The sequence below is a fragment of the Deltaproteobacteria bacterium genome (assembly GCA_026129095.1).
Taxonomy (GTDB): domain Bacteria; phylum JAGRBM01; class JAGRBM01; order JAGRBM01; family JAHCIT01; genus JAHCIT01.
Genome location: JAHCIT010000008.1, coordinates 51,831 through 68,256, shown reverse-complemented (window position 1 = coordinate 68,256; position 16,426 = coordinate 51,831). Strand labels below are relative to the sequence as shown.

Genomic DNA, 16,426 nt, shown 5'->3' with positions numbered 1-16,426 from the left:
AGCGTCCGGCCCGAAGTGCCGGCTTCTTCCTGAAGGGGAAGCACGGGCAAGCAGGAGACAGTTCTGATGAGTCCGCTCAAATCCGCCGCCGTTTCGTTCGCCGTGGTCCTGTCCGGTTTCGTGGTTTTCAGCTTCCAGCTGGCCGCGGGCACGGATGCCGCCGACGAGCGGGGGCTGGTGACATATGTTCGCGGCGAGACGGAAAAGAAAAAGGCCGGAACCGATTGGGTTCCCGTGCCGGAGAAGTCCACCGTCGAATCGGGCGACACCATGCAGACCAAGCGCAAGTCCCGGGCGGAAGTTTCCATCGAATCGGGCAAGACGGTCCGACTGGACGAGAACACCATCGTCGATCTCGTCAAGCTGCTGGAGCAGGAACAGCAGAAGCGCGATATCCAGCTGGACGTGGAGCAGGGCCAGGTCTGGGCGTCCATTTCGGCGCTTGGCGCGAACGACGACTTCAAGATCAACTCGCCCTTTGCCGGAGCCGCCGTGCGCGGAACGGTGTTCAACTACGCCGTCACGGGCGACAACCTGAAGATCGACGTATTCAAGGGAGCGGTCGAGGTCTACAACCCGTTCAGGCCGATTGACGTGCCCAAACCGGGGCAGATTATCGTCGCCCCGCGTGACGTGCCGGGACCGCGTGACATTTCCCGCGAGGAGTGGACCAAGCTGCTCATCCAGACGCGCCAGTCGGTGACAGTGGGGCTCGCGGGCGGGCCGCCGCCCGCAATCGCACCCATCAGCGAGAAGACGCTTAACGATGAATGGACCCGGTGGAATCAGGGACGGGACGCCAACTAGCTTTTATCCGCTCGTCAGGTAGTCCAGTTCCGCCTTCAGCTCACGGGCCATGATGTCCTGGATGGCCTGCCGGATCTCCTTGCCCTCATGCAGCACCCGGTAGACCTGCTCCATGATGGGCAGCTCGACGCTTTCCTTCTGGGCGAGCATATAGGCCGAGCGCGAGGTTTCGACGCCTTCGGCCACCTGGTCCATTCCCTTGAGAATGCCGTCGATCTTGTCGCCCCTGCCGAGCCGAAGGCCGACGCTCCGGTTGCGCGAGAGCTGTCCCGTGCAGGTGAGGATGAGGTCGCCCATGCCCGTGAGTCCCGCGAAGGTGAGGGGATTGGCCCCCCGCTTGATGCCGAGCCGGGTCATTTCCGCGATGCCGCGGGTGATGAGGGCCGCCTGGATGTTGTTTCCCGCCCCAATGCCTTCCAGCGCCCCGGCTGCGATGGCGATGACGTTCTTGAGTGCGCCGCCCAGTTCCACCCCGACCACGTCATAGCTCGTGTACACCCGGAAAGAGGGCGCATGGAACCAGTGCTGGACCGTCCGGGCGATACGCGGGTTCTCGCCGGCCACCGTGACGACGGTGGGAAAACCCCTGGCTACTTCGAGGGCGAAGCTCGGCCCGGAGATGAAGCACAGGCGGCCATGCCGCTCGAACGGCAGGACATCCTGCATCACCTCGCTCATGGTCATGAGTGTCGTGGTTTCAATGCCCTTGGAAGCGATGACGACGATGGCGTCATGTGACAGGTGATCGCGGACCTGCTCGAAGACATTCCGAGTGAACTGGCTCGGAACGGCCCCCACGACCATCGACGCGCCCCGGACCGCTTCAGTGAGCTCCCCCGTGGCCCGGAGGCTGGGGTGTATGTTGACGCCGGGGAGGTATTTGGTCGTGTGGCGGCGGTTGAGGCTTTCCACCACGTCGGCGTCCCTGCCCCAGATACGGACTTCGTAGCCCTTGGACGCCAGCAGGTGGGCGAGCGCGGTCCCCCATGAACCGGCCCCCACCACTGCTACCGATTTTGGGGGATGGACCTCAGACGGTGGCACGCAGCACTTCCTCGAACGTGGTGACGCCCATGGCGAGTTTCTTGACGGCTGCTTCGCGGAGCGTGATCATGCCGTCATCAATGGAGGATTTGCGGATTTCCACCACGTCGGGATTGGTCCTCACCAGCTTGCGGATCTTGTCCGTCATCGGCATCACTTCATAGATGCCGGCCCGCCCCTGATAGCCGGAATAGCGGCAGGCCGGGCAGCCGATGGCCTTCTTGACCGGCAGCGGCGGCATGCCCTTGGCGGGCAGTTTCAGCTCCTCCATCTGCTCGGGTGTGAGCGAGGCCGCCTCGGCACAATCGTTGCAGACCGAGCGGAGCAGACGCTGGGCGACCACGCCGATCACCGTGGAGGCGATGAGGTAGTCCTCCACGCCAAGGTCCAGAAGCCGCGTCACGGCCGTGGGAGCGTCGTTCGTGTGCAACGTTGCCAGCACCAGATGGCCGGTGAGTGCCGCCTGGATGGCGGCCTGTGCGGTTTCGGGGTCGCGTATCTCGCCCACCATGATGATGTCGGGATCCTGCCGGAGCACCACCCGCAGGGCATCGGCGAAGCTGAGCTCGATCTTGGGATTGACGGCGATCTGGTTGAACTCCTCGATCACCATCTCGATAGGGTCCTCGATTGTCGTGATGGAGAGGTCAGGTCGGGACACCTCTTTCAGACCCGAATAGAGCGTTGTCGTCTTTCCACTGCCGGTAGGACCGGTGACGAGGACGAGCCCGTTCGCCGAAGCGAGCATGGACCGGAACTGCACCAGGTCACGCGGGAAGAATCCGAGGCTGTCCAGTGGCTGCAGGTAGGCGCTGGCGTTCAGAAGTCGGATGACCAGTTTTTCGCCAAATGCCACCGGGACGATGGAGACGCGCATCTCCACCTCCCGGCCGTAATGGGAGACCTTCGTGCGTCCGTCCTGCGGACGGCGCTTTTCGGCGATATCCAGCCGGGCGCGGGTCTTGATGTGGCTGACGATGGCATTGAGAACCGGGCGGGGAAGCTGGACGACCTCGTGCAGATGGCCGTCGATCCGCAGCCGGATGGATGCGCGGTCCCGCTTGGGCTCATAGTGGATGTCGCTTGCCCGCTGGTCGATGGCATAGGCGAACAGGTAGTCAACGATCCGGATGATCTGCCGGTCGTTGGCCTCGATTTCTGAGCCGGCCTTGAGATCGAACAGGGATTCCAGGTTTCCCAGGTCCACCGTCTCGCCCTGGAACTCGTGCTTTGCCTTCTCCAGTGATTGCCGGAGGCCCCAGAACTCGCTGATGACCTTGAGGATGTCCGAGCGCGAGGAGATCACGGGCCTGAATTTGCGGGAAAGCCGCTGCTCCAGTTCCTGCAGTACCGGCAATGCCGCCGGGTCAGGAATGGCCACGACGGTCACGCCGTTGTCATTCGACAGGGGTATGACCATATGCCGCTGGGCATAGGCCTTGGGTAACTGGGTCGTGACGAAGTTGGGGTCCAGTTCCAGCGGAATGATTTTCTTGTAAGGGATTTTGTACGTTTCGGCGAGAAACTGGGCTATCCGGTCCTCGTTCAGGTATTTGCCGGGTTGGGCGGGAATCTGGAGGTTCAGGTGCGCGACGATATCCACCGGAGAGGGCCGGGCTGCCTCGCCCGTGAGGCCCAGACGCGAATACATGGCGCTGCGTTCCTTGGAAATGGCATCCGCGAGCGTCCGCTCGCTGGATGTGATTTCACGCGCGGCCTCGGCCTCGATCAGCCCTCCCTTCAGCAGCATCTGGGTCAGGGCGGGCACAGTGATCCGGTTCGGAGTGGTCACGCTTCTTAAGGTACTCCCCCGGAGTCCGTGGGGCAACGGGGTATTCCCCTGCTTTTGCCGTTTCGGAACGGTGTGATAGCGTTGTCACCGGATAGCACAGCAGCAGGGCGAACCGGCGGCATTCTGAAGCGCCTATATAAGGGGATCGGCAAACCGATGAGCACCGCGTCAATGGCGAAAGACCAGCGCCCGTCCGTCATCTTCCTGGCGGTTGAACGCTCCGTCCCCGTCTCCAGGGCGAGCAAGGAGATACCGGCCGGCACGCCGAAACTGTGGGTCGAAGACGTCGAGAGTCTGGAGGAAACGCTTCAGCACGATTTCCCGGCGGCCGTGGTCATGGATCTCGATCATCTGCCTGCCAACACCAGGGGGCTTGCCAAGGTTCTCGCCAGCCGCAGTTCTCCGCACCGGGTGGTGGCAATGTATTCCCCCAGACGGCGTGCCCATAACCAGAAACTGGTCAAGGCATTCGGGGTGACGGAACTCGTTTCCAAGCCGATTGATCCCGATGCGCTGGCGCTGTCGGTGCTGAACTCGCTGGAACTGGTGGGCTCAAGCCTGCGTCTGGGCGACATGGAGGCCCGGCTTGGCCGCGCCTCCGACCAGATCGACAAGCTCTACCGGATCGGGACGGCCCTTTCGACCGAAAGCAACCTGCAGCGGCTTCTGGACATGATCCTGTTTGAGTGCCGGCGGGCGACAAGTGCCGACGCGGGCTCGCTCTATCTCATCGAGGAGGGTGAGCCCGAGGAAAACCAGAAGAACCCGCCCTTGCCGTACCGACGTGAAAAGGAGTTCCCGAAGCAGCTCCGGTTCACCTGCTCGCAGAACGATTCGCTCAGCATCCCGTTTGTCTCGTTCGCCATGCCGGTGAGCACGGCGTCCATTTCGGGCTATGTGGCTGCCAAGGGCGAGATACTGAACATCGCCGACGTCTATAGCCTGCCGGAAGGTTCGCCGTTCTCGTTCAACTCCGGTTTCGACAAGAAGTCGGGTTACCGTTCCGTGTCAATGCTGGTGGTACCGATGCGGAATCACCGGGGCGAGATCACGGGCGTCATCCAGCTCATCAACAAGAAGAAGAACTTCGCAACCATTCTCGACAAGCCGGAGGATACCCCCCGGCACGTCACGATATTCGACGATGCCGACAGCCAGCTGCTCCTGTCGCTGGCCTCGCAGGCGGCCGTTTCGATCGAGAAGGTGAAACTGATCGACGACGTGGAAAAACTGTTCGAGGCGCTGGCCCAGTCGTTCGCCGCCACACTGGAATACCGGGATACGGCCACTGGCGGTCACAGCTACCGTCTGGTCCAGTACGCCCAGACGATGGCCCGGATCATCAACGAGCAGACATCGGGGCCGTTTGCGGGGGTGAAGTTCAGCGACGAGGAACTCCGGGAACTCAAATACGCCAGCTATCTGCATGACGTGGGCAAGATCGCAGTCCGTGAGGCGGTGCTCACCAAGGCCCACAAGCTTGCGCCCGAGCAGATGGAAGCCGTCCGCCGCCGGTTCGAAATGCTCAAGTTCCAGCGGATGGAAGCCGCTTACCGGGCGGGGGATCTCAGGCCCGGCGACGAGCCGGCGGGAAAGGTGAAGGAAGACATCGACCGCATCCAGTCGGAAATCCTGCTGCTGATGGACATCAACAAGCGGGGGTTCGTTTCGGACGAGGAAGTGGCCAAGGTCCAGGAAATCTCGAAGCGGACGATGACCGACACCGATGGCACGGTAAAGCCGCTGCTCGGCGAATTCGAGGTCGAGAACCTGGTCGTCCGGCGGGGGAACCTGACCGGAAAGGAACGCGAGATCATCGAGAGCCACATTGCCTACACCTGGGAAATCCTGCGGAAGATTCCCTGGCCGAAGTCCCTCAAGAACGTCCCGCACATCGCTGGTTCCCATCACGAGAAGATCGACGGAACGGGCTATCCGCATGGCCTGAAGAGCGAGCAGCTTCTCACTCAGGCCAAGATTCTGGCGCTTCTCGACATATTTGAGGCCCTGACGGCCCGTGACCGTCCCTACAAGCCGCCCATGCCTATCCCGAAGGCGCTGGAGATCATCAAGGCGGAAGTGGATGCCAACCATCTGGACCGCGACCTGTTCGAGCTGTTCGTGAACAACCGGGTTTACGAGCAGTTCAAGGGAATGAAGCCGGTCAAGCAGATCGACTGGCAGGGGACGAACTGACCGGTGGCTGGCGCCGGATGGTCTTGTGAAAACGGTTGAGCTTTATGGCCGCCCCGGCTGCTGCCTTTGTGATGAGGCAGAAAAGGAACTGAAAGGGCTGGCGGCTGGTCTTGGTTTCCGGGTTCACAAGATCAATATCGAAGCCGACGCCCGCCTCCTGTCCGAGCTTGAAATCCACATCCCGGTGGTCAAAGTGGACGGCAGGGAAGTCTGCCGTTACCGGCTGGACCGGGATGCGTTGCAGAAGGCGCTGGCCATTGAGCCGTGACCGTGGTGAAGCTGATGACAGACGCAGGCAAAACCGAACCCAACGCTCCTGGCGCCCTGCCGCGTGAGGCCGAAAAGCCGTCCATTACCGGCTTTCTGGTGGTTCTGGGCATTGCCGTGGCCGTGGTAGCCGGCATGTTCCTCCGGTTTCCGAAGGACATGGACAACCGGTTCCCGCTGCCCGGCCAAGAGGCGCCGGTCTTTACCGGAACCTTCCTGACAGGCGAAACCTTCGATCTGGCCGCCGAACGGGGCAGGCGCGTGATCATCCTGAACTTCTGGGCCTCCTGGTGCGACCCGTGTATCAAGGAGATGCCCGACCTGGAGCAGCTGTACCGGCTGACCCGCGACAAGGGTGTGGAACTGATCGCCATCAACGAGGATGTCCGCGAGAGCATTGCCCGGGACTTCACCGGACGCCTGAACATCTCCATGCCGGTCATCTGGGACAAGGACAGCCGGATCGCCCGGCGGTACGGGACGTTCCGTTATCCCGAAACCTACGTGATTGATCTGGAAGGCAACGTGGCAAAGAAGATTTTTGGTCCGGTGGACTGGGCTTCCAGCGAGGTGGTGGATTTTGTCGTCAAGCTGGCCGAAGCCGGCGGGCGCATCGAGGGCAGTGATGACCCGCTGGTCGGCGGTTCCCGTGAGCAGCTTTCCGATCGGACCCGCGATGTACGCAGCTCGCCGAACTAGCCCTGTCCCATGAACAGGCTTTCGGGCGGGACGGAACGGTCCGTGAACCGGCGCTGGAAGGCCCGGACCGCCTTCTGGTAGATGCCACCGAGGCCCTGCCGTTTCCAGGCCAGTTTGGTCGCCTCCCAGTGGTCATCCCACGTCGGGATCCGGTGCTGGGGCACACGGGGCGGAATCCGGTCTCCTGAAGGCAGGCCCTTTGCGGCATCCAGCCCCACGACCATGCCCGAATAGCAGGAGTTTCCGATGGCTTCCTCGGCGACATGCATGCCCGGTTGCGGCTCGACGCGGTGGTGGCGGTCGCAGGCGGCCAGTATCTTTTCCCGCCAGGCGATCAGCTCGTCGTCGGTCAGGTGGTCGCAGCGGATCACCGGGCGATGCGTATTCCAGGTGTCGATATCCCAGTTCTGGACGCGGTTTTCCCTGAGGGCCTGCTCGCTGAGCGCCGACGGATAGGGCGTGGCGAAGGTCACCTGCACGTATTCCGGCTTCACCTTCTCTACCAGGTCGCAGGTCATCTGGAGATCGCTGGCGGTTTCCTGCGGGAATCCGATGATGAGGAACATCCACCGCTCGATACCGGCCTTGCGGCATCGTTCCATCGTTTCCTCGATCGCTTCTCGCGTCGTGCCCTTGCGGATTGCGCGGAGAACAGCGGGCGATCCGCTCTCGACGCCCCACATGATGGTCCGGAATCCGGCCTCGGCCATCAGGTCGAGCATCTCCTGGGTGGCAAACTTCGAGCACCGGCCCTGGCACTTGAATACAAGGTCGTTATAGCCGCGGGCGATGATCCCCCTGCATATCTCGGCGATCCAGGCGTTTTCCACCGGGTTCATTCCCGCCAGTTCGTCGTCGTAGACGAATATCTCCTTGAACCCGAGACGCTTGAGCTCGCCGATTTCGTCCAGCACGGCGTCCGCGGGCCGGAACCGGGTCTTCCGGTCCATGAACACGACATCCGAGCAGAAGGTACACTTGTGCGGGCAGCCCCGTCCCCAGAGCATGACCGCCTCGGGGGCCACGTGCCGGGGATGGTTCCCCAGGTAGCCATACAGTCCGGGTTCCAGGAGATCGCGGGCAGGAAAGCCGAAACGCTCGATCGGCTCCAGCGGAGTGCCCTCGATGATGCTGCCGGGCGCTGGACAGGACTGTTCGCCTTTCAGACCCAGTACCAGATCACGGAATGCCAGTTCGCCTTCCCGGGTAATGATCCAGTCGGGAGCGGCCTCTTTCATCGCCTGCTCCGGATAGGCAGTCACGTGCGGGCCGCCGATCACGATCCGGGTTTCAGGCAACTGCTCGCGGACAAACCGGGTGATCTCGACAAGGGCCTTGAAGCTGTATGTCGTGCAGGTGATGCCGAGAAGATCGGGCCGTTCTTCCGTCAGGCGGCGCAGCATCCCGCCAGCGGGAAGCTTCATGGCGTCGAAGTCGATCACCCACGGATCAGCGATATCACGGACCGCCTGTGCCAGGTACAGAAGCCCCAGCGGCGTGTTTTCCGGCACATGGACGTTGGTCGTCGGCGGGTTGACGAGAAGAATCTTCATCTGTCGGCCATCTTGGAACGATTCTAGGGGGAAACCCCCTCCGGCGTCCATGATCCGTAACACGGTGCCTCCAGAGGCCGCTAAGGCCCTTATGGTGACCGTTCCGGTGCTTGTCACGTCCCCGTCACACGGTTTCCATCATTCCGCCACGCGGCAGGCATAGGCTGCCCGCCGTCATCCGGTCTGCGGCCCCCTGTAGCCGGATGCGCGTCAACACTGAAAGGGAGTTACGGATGGACACCAGAAACAAGGTCAGGATTTGGCTCGTTGCGGGAATGGTTCTCGCGTTTTCACGGGCAGCCAGCGCAGGCGATTTCAAGGTCGAATGGAAGGACGGAATCAAGCTGAAGAGCGACGAGGCAAGCTGCGCCCTCGGCGGCCGTATCTATTTCGATGCCTACTGGATGAACGGCAACAGCGCGCTGGAAGGCGCGAACGGCCCGTTCGCTCCAGCCACAACGGCGACTCCGGCTACCCCGCCGTTCCCGGCTGTCCCGGCGCTGGGCGCCGTGGGCGGGTATCCATTCAAGGACGGTACCAATATCCGGACCGGCCGTCTCGATATCGGCTGCACGGTGTACAACCACTTTGAATTCAAGTTCCAGCCGAACTTTGCCGGTAACGCGGCGACGTTTGAAGATGCCTACATCCGGCTGAGAAAGCTGCCCGGTGATTTCAACGTGACCTTCGGCCACTTCAAGCAGCCGTGGAGTCTGGAAGAGCTCACCACCAGCCGGTTCATCACGTTCATGGAACGCAGCTCGCCGACCCTGGCGTTTGCTCCGAGCCGCGACATGGGCCTTGCAATCAGCAACACCAGCCTTCTGAACAAGACTGCCACCGCAACGGTGGGCGTATTCCGGGTAACCGGAGCCAACCACCGGGTGCCGGTAACGGCCTCGCCCGCGGTACCTGCGCCGCCCAACACACCGTCCCGGATCCGGCAGATCGACGACAAGGATTACGACCTGACGGCCCGGCTCACCTGGGCACCGCTGCTGGAGGACAAGGGTGCTGAGCTGCTCCACCTCGGTTTCTCTTACCGTCTTTCCGCGCCGCAGCAGGATACAGTGGCATTCAGCGCCCGGCCCGAGATCAACCAGGGCCCGGCCCTGGTCCAGACCGGCTCCATGCGGAGCATCGGCCCAGGCGCCAGTGCTACCAACCCCGGCCTGTTCGGACAGGGCGGTTTGGGTTCGGTCAGGAAGCTTGCCCAGTACTCATTTGAGTACGCTGCCCAGATTGAGTCGTTCTCGCTGCAGGGTGAATACATGATATCGCATGTATCCCGGCGCGGAATGGGAAACCCGTTCCTGTGGGGAACCTATCTCCAGGGTTCCTACATGCTGAATGGCAACCGGACCTACAGTAATGGAACATTCGGCCGGCCAGTCCTCAAGCAGATCGCCTTCAAGGACGGCGGGATTGGCGCCTGGGAGTTCGCCTTCCGCTGGTCGCACCTGAACCTGATTGATGGCGATGTGCCGGGCCGCTCGACCGCTGCGCTGGTGAACACGGCGCATGCTGACTCGCCGGCGGGCGAGAACCAGATACTCCCGCCACCCACGGCATCCAATCCGTACCCGTCGGTCAACGGCGATGGCGGCAAGCTGGACAACTACGCGTTTGCCGTTAACTGGCACCTCACGCCGAACTTCATGCTGAAGTCCAATTACATCTACTCGGTTGTGAGGAACACCGACTCGCTGACGCTCTACGTGCCGAAGGGTGCCCTGCACACCTTCCAGACCCGCTTCCAGGCGGACTGGTAAAACAGCCACCCCTGCACCCGCAAAGGGTGCATGTCCCTTATGTTCCATGGGCGCTCCGGGTTCCCGGCCCGGAGCGCCCGTTTCTTTTGGCGAGGCCGGATGAGGGTGCTTGCATGGCTAGTGCCGGACGGGGTACCAATGACCGCACATGGCCGGTCCAGCCAACAGTCCCTCCTATGGAGCGCCGATCGTCGTGTCGGTGCTGGTGGCCATCGCGGGCCTTGGAACCGGCGGTGCGGCGTGGTGGATGTTTACGTCATCCCAGTCTCCCTGGCGGCTTGGATCGCCGGGCTCCCCGGCTGAAGCCGCGCCGCCAGCCGCCGCCGTCCCTGCACAGCCCGTTGTTCCGGTCGAAGCACCGGTTCCGGTCCCTGAACCAGTCCCGGCGGCGCCAGATCCGGAACCGCCGCCAGTTGCAGCCGCTCCGGTCCAGAAATGGCCCCAGAAGGTGATTGGCCGGAAACTCAATCCGGCTGCCGCCTCCACCATCACTGTCCAGGGCAGCGAGACGAAACGGATGCGCTCGGCCGCCGTTGATGAACTGGTCCCGGCCGTGTTTTCAGGGCTTCCGGTGCCTGGCGGAATGAAGAATGTCCCGGCCGCCGGCATCTCGGCGATAAAGTCCGCCATAGACAGGGCAATTAGTGAAAGCACGGTCGAGGAAGCGCCCGAAGGGATCAAGATGGCATTCAGCGCGAACATGGCGGCAGTCCGCCAGACGCTCGCGGGCCGCGGGTTTCACGTCAATACCTCGTGGAAGCTGGAACTGAACGTGGTCCGGAACCTGTCATTCAGCTCCACCGAGGACGTTCAGAGATCGGTACGCAAGAGCTTCGAAGGGTCGGTACCTTATGCCATTGGCGGCGAATTCCGGACGACGCCGGAGCGGCTCGCCGCTGACCTCGAAAACCTGCGTGCCCGGATGGCGGACTTTCCCTACAAGGTCATTGTGAAATCGCAAAAGGTGGAGGGGGCGGCCGTCCGGCTGGATATCGAGGTCGTCAGCCCCTGACAGGTTGGCCTTTATCCAGTAGGGCCCGGGCGGCCTGATGCCCGCTCAGGGCGGCGCTCTCGATGGTCGCCGGAAGCCGTGTCCCGGTCCAGTCTCCGGCCAGATAAAAACCCTCATGCCGTGTCACCGGCCCCGGCCGTATGCCGTTGACGCCGGGGAACTGGGCGAATGTCGCCTCCCGGTCCTTGACCGCAACGGACCGGACCAGTTTCGCCTCGCGGGCCAGAGGGAAGACCCGGACCATCTCGCGGGCCGCATCGGCGCAAATCCTGTCGTTCGGCACGTCGAGCAGGGTCCGGGCGCCGCTCACAATCAGTGCGTAGTGGTGAAGCTGCGGGCTTTTCTCTCCCAGTATCCTGGGGCGGTTGAATACCCAGTGGATCGGGCTGTCGAGGAGCGCGACGAACGGGTCGTCCGTCACCGGGCGGTCGTAAAACAGGTTGACGCTGACGATCGGCGAGCCGGAAAGCTCCTCCAGCCTGTTGAAGGGCGCCTCGCTCCGTATTCCCTGGGGCAGCAGACTGAGCAGGGGATGTGCCGGCACGGCCGATATCACCCGGCCGCACAGGATGGTTTCCCCGCTCCGGAGCCGGACCCCTGCCACTTTGCCGCTATCGAACAGGATTTCGGACACGTGGGCCTGCGGGCGGAATTCGGACCCGCGAGCCGCGAGCCATGACTTCGCCCGGCCCACGTACAGATCGCTGAGGTGCGTGGCGGGTATGACCAGACGGGAGCCCTCCCTGGAGCTGAAGAAGGCGATGCGAAGCACTTCGCGGAGCAGTTCCGCGGAGGCGCGTTCGGGTTCCTCGTTCAGGGTGGCAATGGTGATCGGATCCCACAGGACCGTTTGCACCCGTCTGCTCTGACCGAGCCGTGTCAGCCAGTCGCGTACGCTTTCGTCGGCTCCGCCGGAGCCGCCGAACTGGATGGCCAGTCCCACGCGCAGGGTCTGGAACCGCTCGCGCCATGACAGCAGGTTGAAAGTGAGCAGCCCCCCCAGCAGATGCAACGGGGCGGGCAGGTTGAGCGCCCGCATCCGTCCGGGCCCCTTGCTGTCGCCGAGATAGTTCACTTCGAGCTGTTCCTGGAAGATCAGGTCGCCGCGTGCTCCGATACGTTCCAGAAACCGGAGCGTTTCGGCATAGCAGCCCATGAGAAGGTGCTGCCCGTTGTCTACCCGGATTCCGCTGGCCGGATCATTGAAGGACGACGCCCGTCCGCCGCCGTCGGCGCGCATTTCCAGAATGAGGGGCCGAAGGCCGCTGTCGGCCAGTTCCGTGGCGGCCGCAAGGCCAGCGATGCCGCCGCCCACGATGAGGACGTCCGGCGGCGGCACGATCAGGCTGCCTCGCGGCGCAGGTAATGGCGCGCCATGACTCCTGCGAGCGCCGAAGCCTTCTCCAGTGTGGTCAGTTTCAGGGGAGCGCCGAATACGTCGTACCCGGAGGCTTCCACCCGGTCGAGCACCTTCCGGTAAATGGCACCCATGATTTCGGCGGCCATGAGCCGTTTCGGTTCCAGCTCATGCTTTTCGCTCTCGGCGAGTTCGTAGTAGCCTTTCGCCCTCTTGCCGAACTGTTCGAGAAGCTTTCGCGTATTGTCCGTTTGCCGGCCGGCGAGAATGTCCGTCTCGGTGACTCCGAACCGGTCCATTTCCTGCCGCGGAAGGTAGATCCGCCCCCGCCGGGCATCCTCGCCCACGTCCCGGAGGATGTTGGTAAGCTGGAGCGCGACTCCCAGATGCTCGGCATAGTCCTGCGTTTTCATGTTTTCGTAGCCGAATATCTCGATGCAGCACTGGCCGACCGCGCTCGCCACCTTGGTGCAGTAGACATAGAGATCGTCGAAGGTTTCATAACGGGCGTGGTCGAGGTCCATTGCACATCCGTCGATGATCCGCTGGAACGGTTCGCGGCTCAGGTGGAACTGGCGGACGATTTCCTGGAGGCGGCGGCCCAGTGGGTCGAGGGGACGGCCGTTGTATATCTGGTCCAGTTCCTCCTCCCACTTGCGGAGTTCCTTGCGCTTGACCGCGGGATCACCGGGTTCATCGACAATATCATCCAGTATCCGGCAGTAGGCATAGACAATCTGCATCGCCTCACGTTCGGCCTTCGGCAGGAAGAAGAAGGCTAGCGCGAAGTTGGAGTTCCGGAACTGGTCGGTAGCGGCTGTATCGGCCATCAGGCAGCCTCCTTGGATACCGTGGCCGCTGCCAGCATCCGGCCGGACGGCAGGGCAGGGCGTCCGCCCAGGGGGAACAGGCCCCGCAGCAGCAGCTTCACCATGTCGGGCCCCGTGAGGACAGGGCGCCGGGAAAAGACATCGTACCCGGCCAGCCGGAGCCGCCTTCCGATGGCCGTGCCGCCAAGCCAGACCCACCGGAGCCACAGTGACAGGGGGAACGGAAGCATCGAGGGCAGGGGACGGCCCGCCTCGAAAAGCTGTGCGGCGGTCTGGTTCATTTCCTCCAGCAGGTTCCGGTAGCCGGCAGTCACCGGTCCCGCACGGAGTTCAGTCTCGGATACCCCATGGTGCACCATCCGGTCGCGGGGGAGATAGATGCGGTCGCGCTCGACATAATCCTTCGACACGTCCTGCCAGAAGTTCACGAGCTGGAGGGCCGAGCAGATGGCATCCGAACAGGCGTCGGCCCTGGGATCCGTGATCCCCCAGATGCGGAGCACGAGCCTCCCGACCGGATTCGCGGACCGGCGGGCGTAGTCACGCACCTCATCCAGGTTTTCATACCGGGACTTCATCACGTCCTGGCGGAATGCCGACAGCAGGTCTTCAAACAGGTTTTTCGGTAGGCCGAGTTCCCGGGCCGTGGCCGAGAGCGCGACAAATGCCGGATGGGATGCCCGGCCCTCAAACGCCAGCGTCAGGTGGGATTGCCACTGGTCCAGGTTGGCCAGACGCTTTTCGGGGGTCACACCGGGTTCCGGATAGTCCGGCTCGTCGGCCAGGTCGTCGGCGGTCCGTGCAAAGGCGTATACGGCAGCCACATGGTGCCGCCTGCGGCCGCCCAGTATCCAGCTCGCCACGGGGAAGTTCTCGTAGTGGCTTGCCGCCATGCGCTGGCACCACCGCCGGGCGTCTTCCACCGGGGGGACGGGAGCGGTCCATTCAAGCGGATACTGATGCGGATCGAGTGCCAATGCCGGTGCCGGAAGGGCCGCTCCTCACCGAAGCGTAACGTCCGGAATCTCCTGTGTGTTCTGGCGGGCCAGAGGGGCTCACTGACTGCTCAGTTAGTCGCCCACGGCCGGGAAATAACTGACTGCACGGAGCGGGGCAATAGCGTTCGCTGGCCGGATACGATGGCCGTCAGAGAGAGGAATCAGATGGTCTGGAGCACGGCGAGCGACAGGTTGCCGTATCCCACTTCGCCGCAGGAGGCCATGATCTTCATGAGGATATCGAAGGGGATTTCCTTGTCGGACGTGATGATGACGTCCCCCTTGAATTCAGTGCCTTCGATGCCGGCGGCCGCCCAGGCATCAGCCCGCTCGCGGGTCTTCTGAAGGGCGGCGACGAGGCCAGGAATGATGAAATCCTTCATGGCTGCCACGTCTGAAACGGCGGCGACAGCATGCCCTTCCACGGTGATTACCGATTCGGATACTGCCACCGCTACCGCGGCCTTGAGGCCCTTCTCGGATATGGAGTGGGGGAGACGCACGTCACCGGGGAGGCTGATCGTCGGGTCGGCGGAAAAGCTCTGGATGAGGAAGATCACGAGCACGATGAGAAAGTCGATCAGCGGAGTCAGCATGAGATCGGGAGCGCTCATGCGACGCCCGCCGGCCTTACCGCGCTTCAGGAATCCTTTTTGACCGCCTCCGCCGGATGGTTCCGGCATTGCTGCGCCAGCGCCCATTGCCTTTCTCTCCTACTGCCCTTCAGCAGTCGTTTCATTCCAGGGGGCCAGTGATATCGCGTCAAAGCCGTTTTTCACGGCGATATCCATTGTGCTGACCAGGTTTTCGTAGGGAATGCCCGGATCGCTGGCAATCACCACTTCCCGTTCGTTGGGGAAGTGCCCGCGAATCTCGGCGAGCTTCTCGCCGAGTTTTGCAGTGTCGTACTTGCCGTCATCCGTCTTGGGTATTTCAGGCAGGGCGCCGCCTGAAGCGGCGATGCCATACCCGGCCTTTTTCACCACGACCGTCAGTGAAAATGGCGGGGGTGCATCCTCGGCCGCCCCGGCTCCGCCGCCGCCCGATGATGGCAGGTTGATCTCGATCTGCGTGATGGAAACCCATACGGCCGACATGATCAGAAAACAGATCAAGACGCACAGCAGGTCAATGAACGGCATCAGGTTGACCGGCGCGTCCAGTGACTTGATGCCTTTGGTGTGCTTGCCCATCTATAGGGTGCTCCATTGATGTCCCACGGCTCCGCTATGGAGCCGCAGGTCATCCGAACCGGGTCAGGCCGCTTCCTTCTCGGCAATCCGTTCCAGGAAGTCCGAGACCGTCGCGGATACGGTTTCGATATCGCTGATAACGGCCGTGGTCTTTGAACTCACGATGGCGAATGACAGGAGGCACGGGATCGCCGTGCCAATGCCGAAGGCCGTGCAGTTCATGGCTTCCGAAATCGAGGCGGCGAGGATTTCTGCTTTCTTTGATGCCTCGGCGCCACCCACCGCGCCGAAGGCGCCAATGAGACCGACAACCGTTCCCAGCAGTCCGGCCAGCGTTGCAATGTTGCCGAGCATGGCCAGGTATCCAGTGCGCTTTTCGAGCTGCGGCATGTTGGAGATGGATGCAAGATCCATCGCTTCCTTGAACTTGGGGTCTCCCGACTTGAACTGCACGAGACCGGCGCGGAGGATGTTGGCCAGCGGGTGCTCGCGCTCCTGGAGCCACGCAATGGCGCCATCCACGTTCCGTTCCGAGAGGAACTTCTTGATGGTGACGAGGTATTCTTCCTTGCTGAACTTGGCCTTGATCCAGATGATGTAGAACCGCTCGCAGAAGATGGCGAAGGCGATAATTCCGGTGGCGGCGATGCCATGCATCATCCAGCCGCCCTCATGATAGTGCTCGCCCAGAAGCGCCAGAAGTTCCTTGATAGACATCGTTGTGTGACTCCTCAGTGGTATAGGGTCCGCGGCGTTCGCCGGGGAATTCTCCAGCCGAATGGGCCTGGTCGCAGGTCCAGTCCGCTTGCGCGTGTTTGACGGCCGGAAGTCGGGCCTTTATAAATAACCGGACCGGGTTCCGTCAATTGCCGGGTGCAAGGAAAATCGCGTGAGAATCTGCGATTT

15 protein-coding genes are annotated in these 16,426 nt (G+C 62.5%); 6 read left to right on the top strand and 9 right to left on the bottom strand.

What is annotated here, in order from left to right; translation table 11 throughout:
- Window positions 1-66 precede the first annotated feature (66 nt).
- On the top strand, window positions 67-807 hold the full coding sequence (locus KIT79_12125; protein MCW5830049.1) for a FecR domain-containing protein: 741 nt from the start codon (window positions 67-69) through the stop codon (window positions 805-807).
- A gap of 3 nt (window positions 808-810) precedes the next feature.
- On the opposite strand, the gene KIT79_12120 is transcribed toward KIT79_12125, so the two are convergent.
- Complete coding sequence (locus tag KIT79_12120; GenBank protein MCW5830048.1) at window positions 811-1,851, bottom strand: NAD(P)-dependent glycerol-3-phosphate dehydrogenase; 1,041 nt, start codon at window positions 1,849-1,851, stop codon at window positions 811-813.
- Window positions 1,838-3,643 carry a Flp pilus assembly complex ATPase component TadA gene (gene tadA, locus KIT79_12115; GenBank protein MCW5830047.1) on the bottom strand — a complete coding sequence of 602 codons (1,806 nt, stop codon included), beginning with the start codon at window positions 3,641-3,643 and terminating at the stop codon, window positions 1,838-1,840. The genes KIT79_12120 and tadA overlap by 14 nt, the downstream gene beginning before the upstream one ends.
- 156 nt (window positions 3,644-3,799) lie before the next feature.
- Between tadA and KIT79_12110 the strand changes: the two genes are divergently transcribed.
- The 3 genes from KIT79_12110 to KIT79_12100 are packed head-to-tail and all read left to right on the top strand — an operon-like array spanning window position 3,800 to window position 6,805.
- Window positions 3,800-5,839 carry a GAF domain-containing protein gene (locus tag KIT79_12110; protein MCW5830046.1) on the top strand — a complete coding sequence of 680 codons (2,040 nt, stop codon included), beginning with the start codon at window positions 3,800-3,802 and terminating at the stop codon, window positions 5,837-5,839.
- Between the two features lie 25 nt (window positions 5,840-5,864).
- The gene (locus KIT79_12105; protein ID MCW5830045.1) at window positions 5,865-6,107 is read left to right on the top strand and encodes a glutaredoxin family protein; all 243 of its coding nucleotides are present in this window, start codon (window positions 5,865-5,867) and stop codon (window positions 6,105-6,107) included.
- Window positions 6,104-6,805 carry a TlpA family protein disulfide reductase gene (locus tag KIT79_12100; GenBank protein ID MCW5830044.1) on the top strand — a complete coding sequence of 234 codons (702 nt, stop codon included), beginning with the start codon at window positions 6,104-6,106 and terminating at the stop codon, window positions 6,803-6,805. Before KIT79_12105 ends, KIT79_12100 begins: the two co-directional genes overlap by 4 nt.
- Here KIT79_12100 and KIT79_12095 read toward each other — a convergent pair.
- Entirely contained in the window at window positions 6,802-8,358 is a 1,557-nt protein-coding gene (locus tag KIT79_12095) for a B12-binding domain-containing radical SAM protein (GenBank protein ID MCW5830043.1), read from the bottom strand. The genes KIT79_12100 and KIT79_12095 overlap by 4 nt on opposite strands.
- Window positions 8,359-8,591: 233 nt before the next feature.
- Between KIT79_12095 and KIT79_12090 the strand changes: the two genes are divergently transcribed.
- Together KIT79_12090 and KIT79_12085 are read left to right on the top strand one after the other, a co-directional pair.
- Complete coding sequence (locus tag KIT79_12090; GenBank protein ID MCW5830042.1) at window positions 8,592-10,130, top strand: hypothetical protein; 1,539 nt, start codon at window positions 8,592-8,594, stop codon at window positions 10,128-10,130.
- A gap of 148 nt (window positions 10,131-10,278) precedes the next feature.
- Window positions 10,279-11,142 carry a hypothetical protein gene (locus KIT79_12085; protein ID MCW5830041.1) on the top strand — a complete coding sequence of 288 codons (864 nt, stop codon included), beginning with the start codon at window positions 10,279-10,281 and terminating at the stop codon, window positions 11,140-11,142.
- Here KIT79_12085 and hpnE read toward each other — a convergent pair.
- The 6 genes from hpnE to KIT79_12055 all read right to left on the bottom strand — a co-directional run bounded on the left by hpnE (window position 11,132) and on the right by KIT79_12055 (window position 16,237).
- Window positions 11,132-12,481 carry a hydroxysqualene dehydroxylase HpnE gene (gene hpnE, locus KIT79_12080; GenBank protein ID MCW5830040.1) on the bottom strand — a complete coding sequence of 450 codons (1,350 nt, stop codon included), beginning with the start codon at window positions 12,479-12,481 and terminating at the stop codon, window positions 11,132-11,134. The two genes, KIT79_12085 and hpnE, sit on opposite strands and share 11 nt — an antisense overlap.
- A 2-nt stretch (window positions 12,482-12,483) precedes the next feature.
- A complete protein-coding gene (hpnD, locus tag KIT79_12075; GenBank protein MCW5830039.1) occupies window positions 12,484-13,329 on the bottom strand; it encodes a presqualene diphosphate synthase HpnD in 846 nt (281 codons plus the stop codon).
- Entirely contained in the window at window positions 13,329-14,222 is an 894-nt protein-coding gene (gene hpnC / locus KIT79_12070) for a squalene synthase HpnC (protein ID MCW5830038.1), read from the bottom strand. Before hpnC ends, hpnD begins: the two co-directional genes overlap by 1 nt.
- A 266-nt stretch (window positions 14,223-14,488) precedes the next feature.
- A complete protein-coding gene (locus KIT79_12065; protein MCW5830037.1) occupies window positions 14,489-14,941 on the bottom strand; it encodes a biopolymer transporter ExbD in 453 nt (150 codons plus the stop codon).
- Window positions 14,942-15,040: 99 nt separating this feature from the next.
- The gene (locus tag KIT79_12060; protein ID MCW5830036.1) at window positions 15,041-15,520 is read right to left on the bottom strand and encodes a biopolymer transporter ExbD; all 480 of its coding nucleotides are present in this window, start codon (window positions 15,518-15,520) and stop codon (window positions 15,041-15,043) included.
- 63 nt (window positions 15,521-15,583) lie between these two features.
- Window positions 15,584-16,237 carry a MotA/TolQ/ExbB proton channel family protein gene (locus KIT79_12055; protein MCW5830035.1) on the bottom strand — a complete coding sequence of 218 codons (654 nt, stop codon included), beginning with the start codon at window positions 16,235-16,237 and terminating at the stop codon, window positions 15,584-15,586.
- Between the last annotated feature and the right edge of the window lie 189 nt (window positions 16,238-16,426).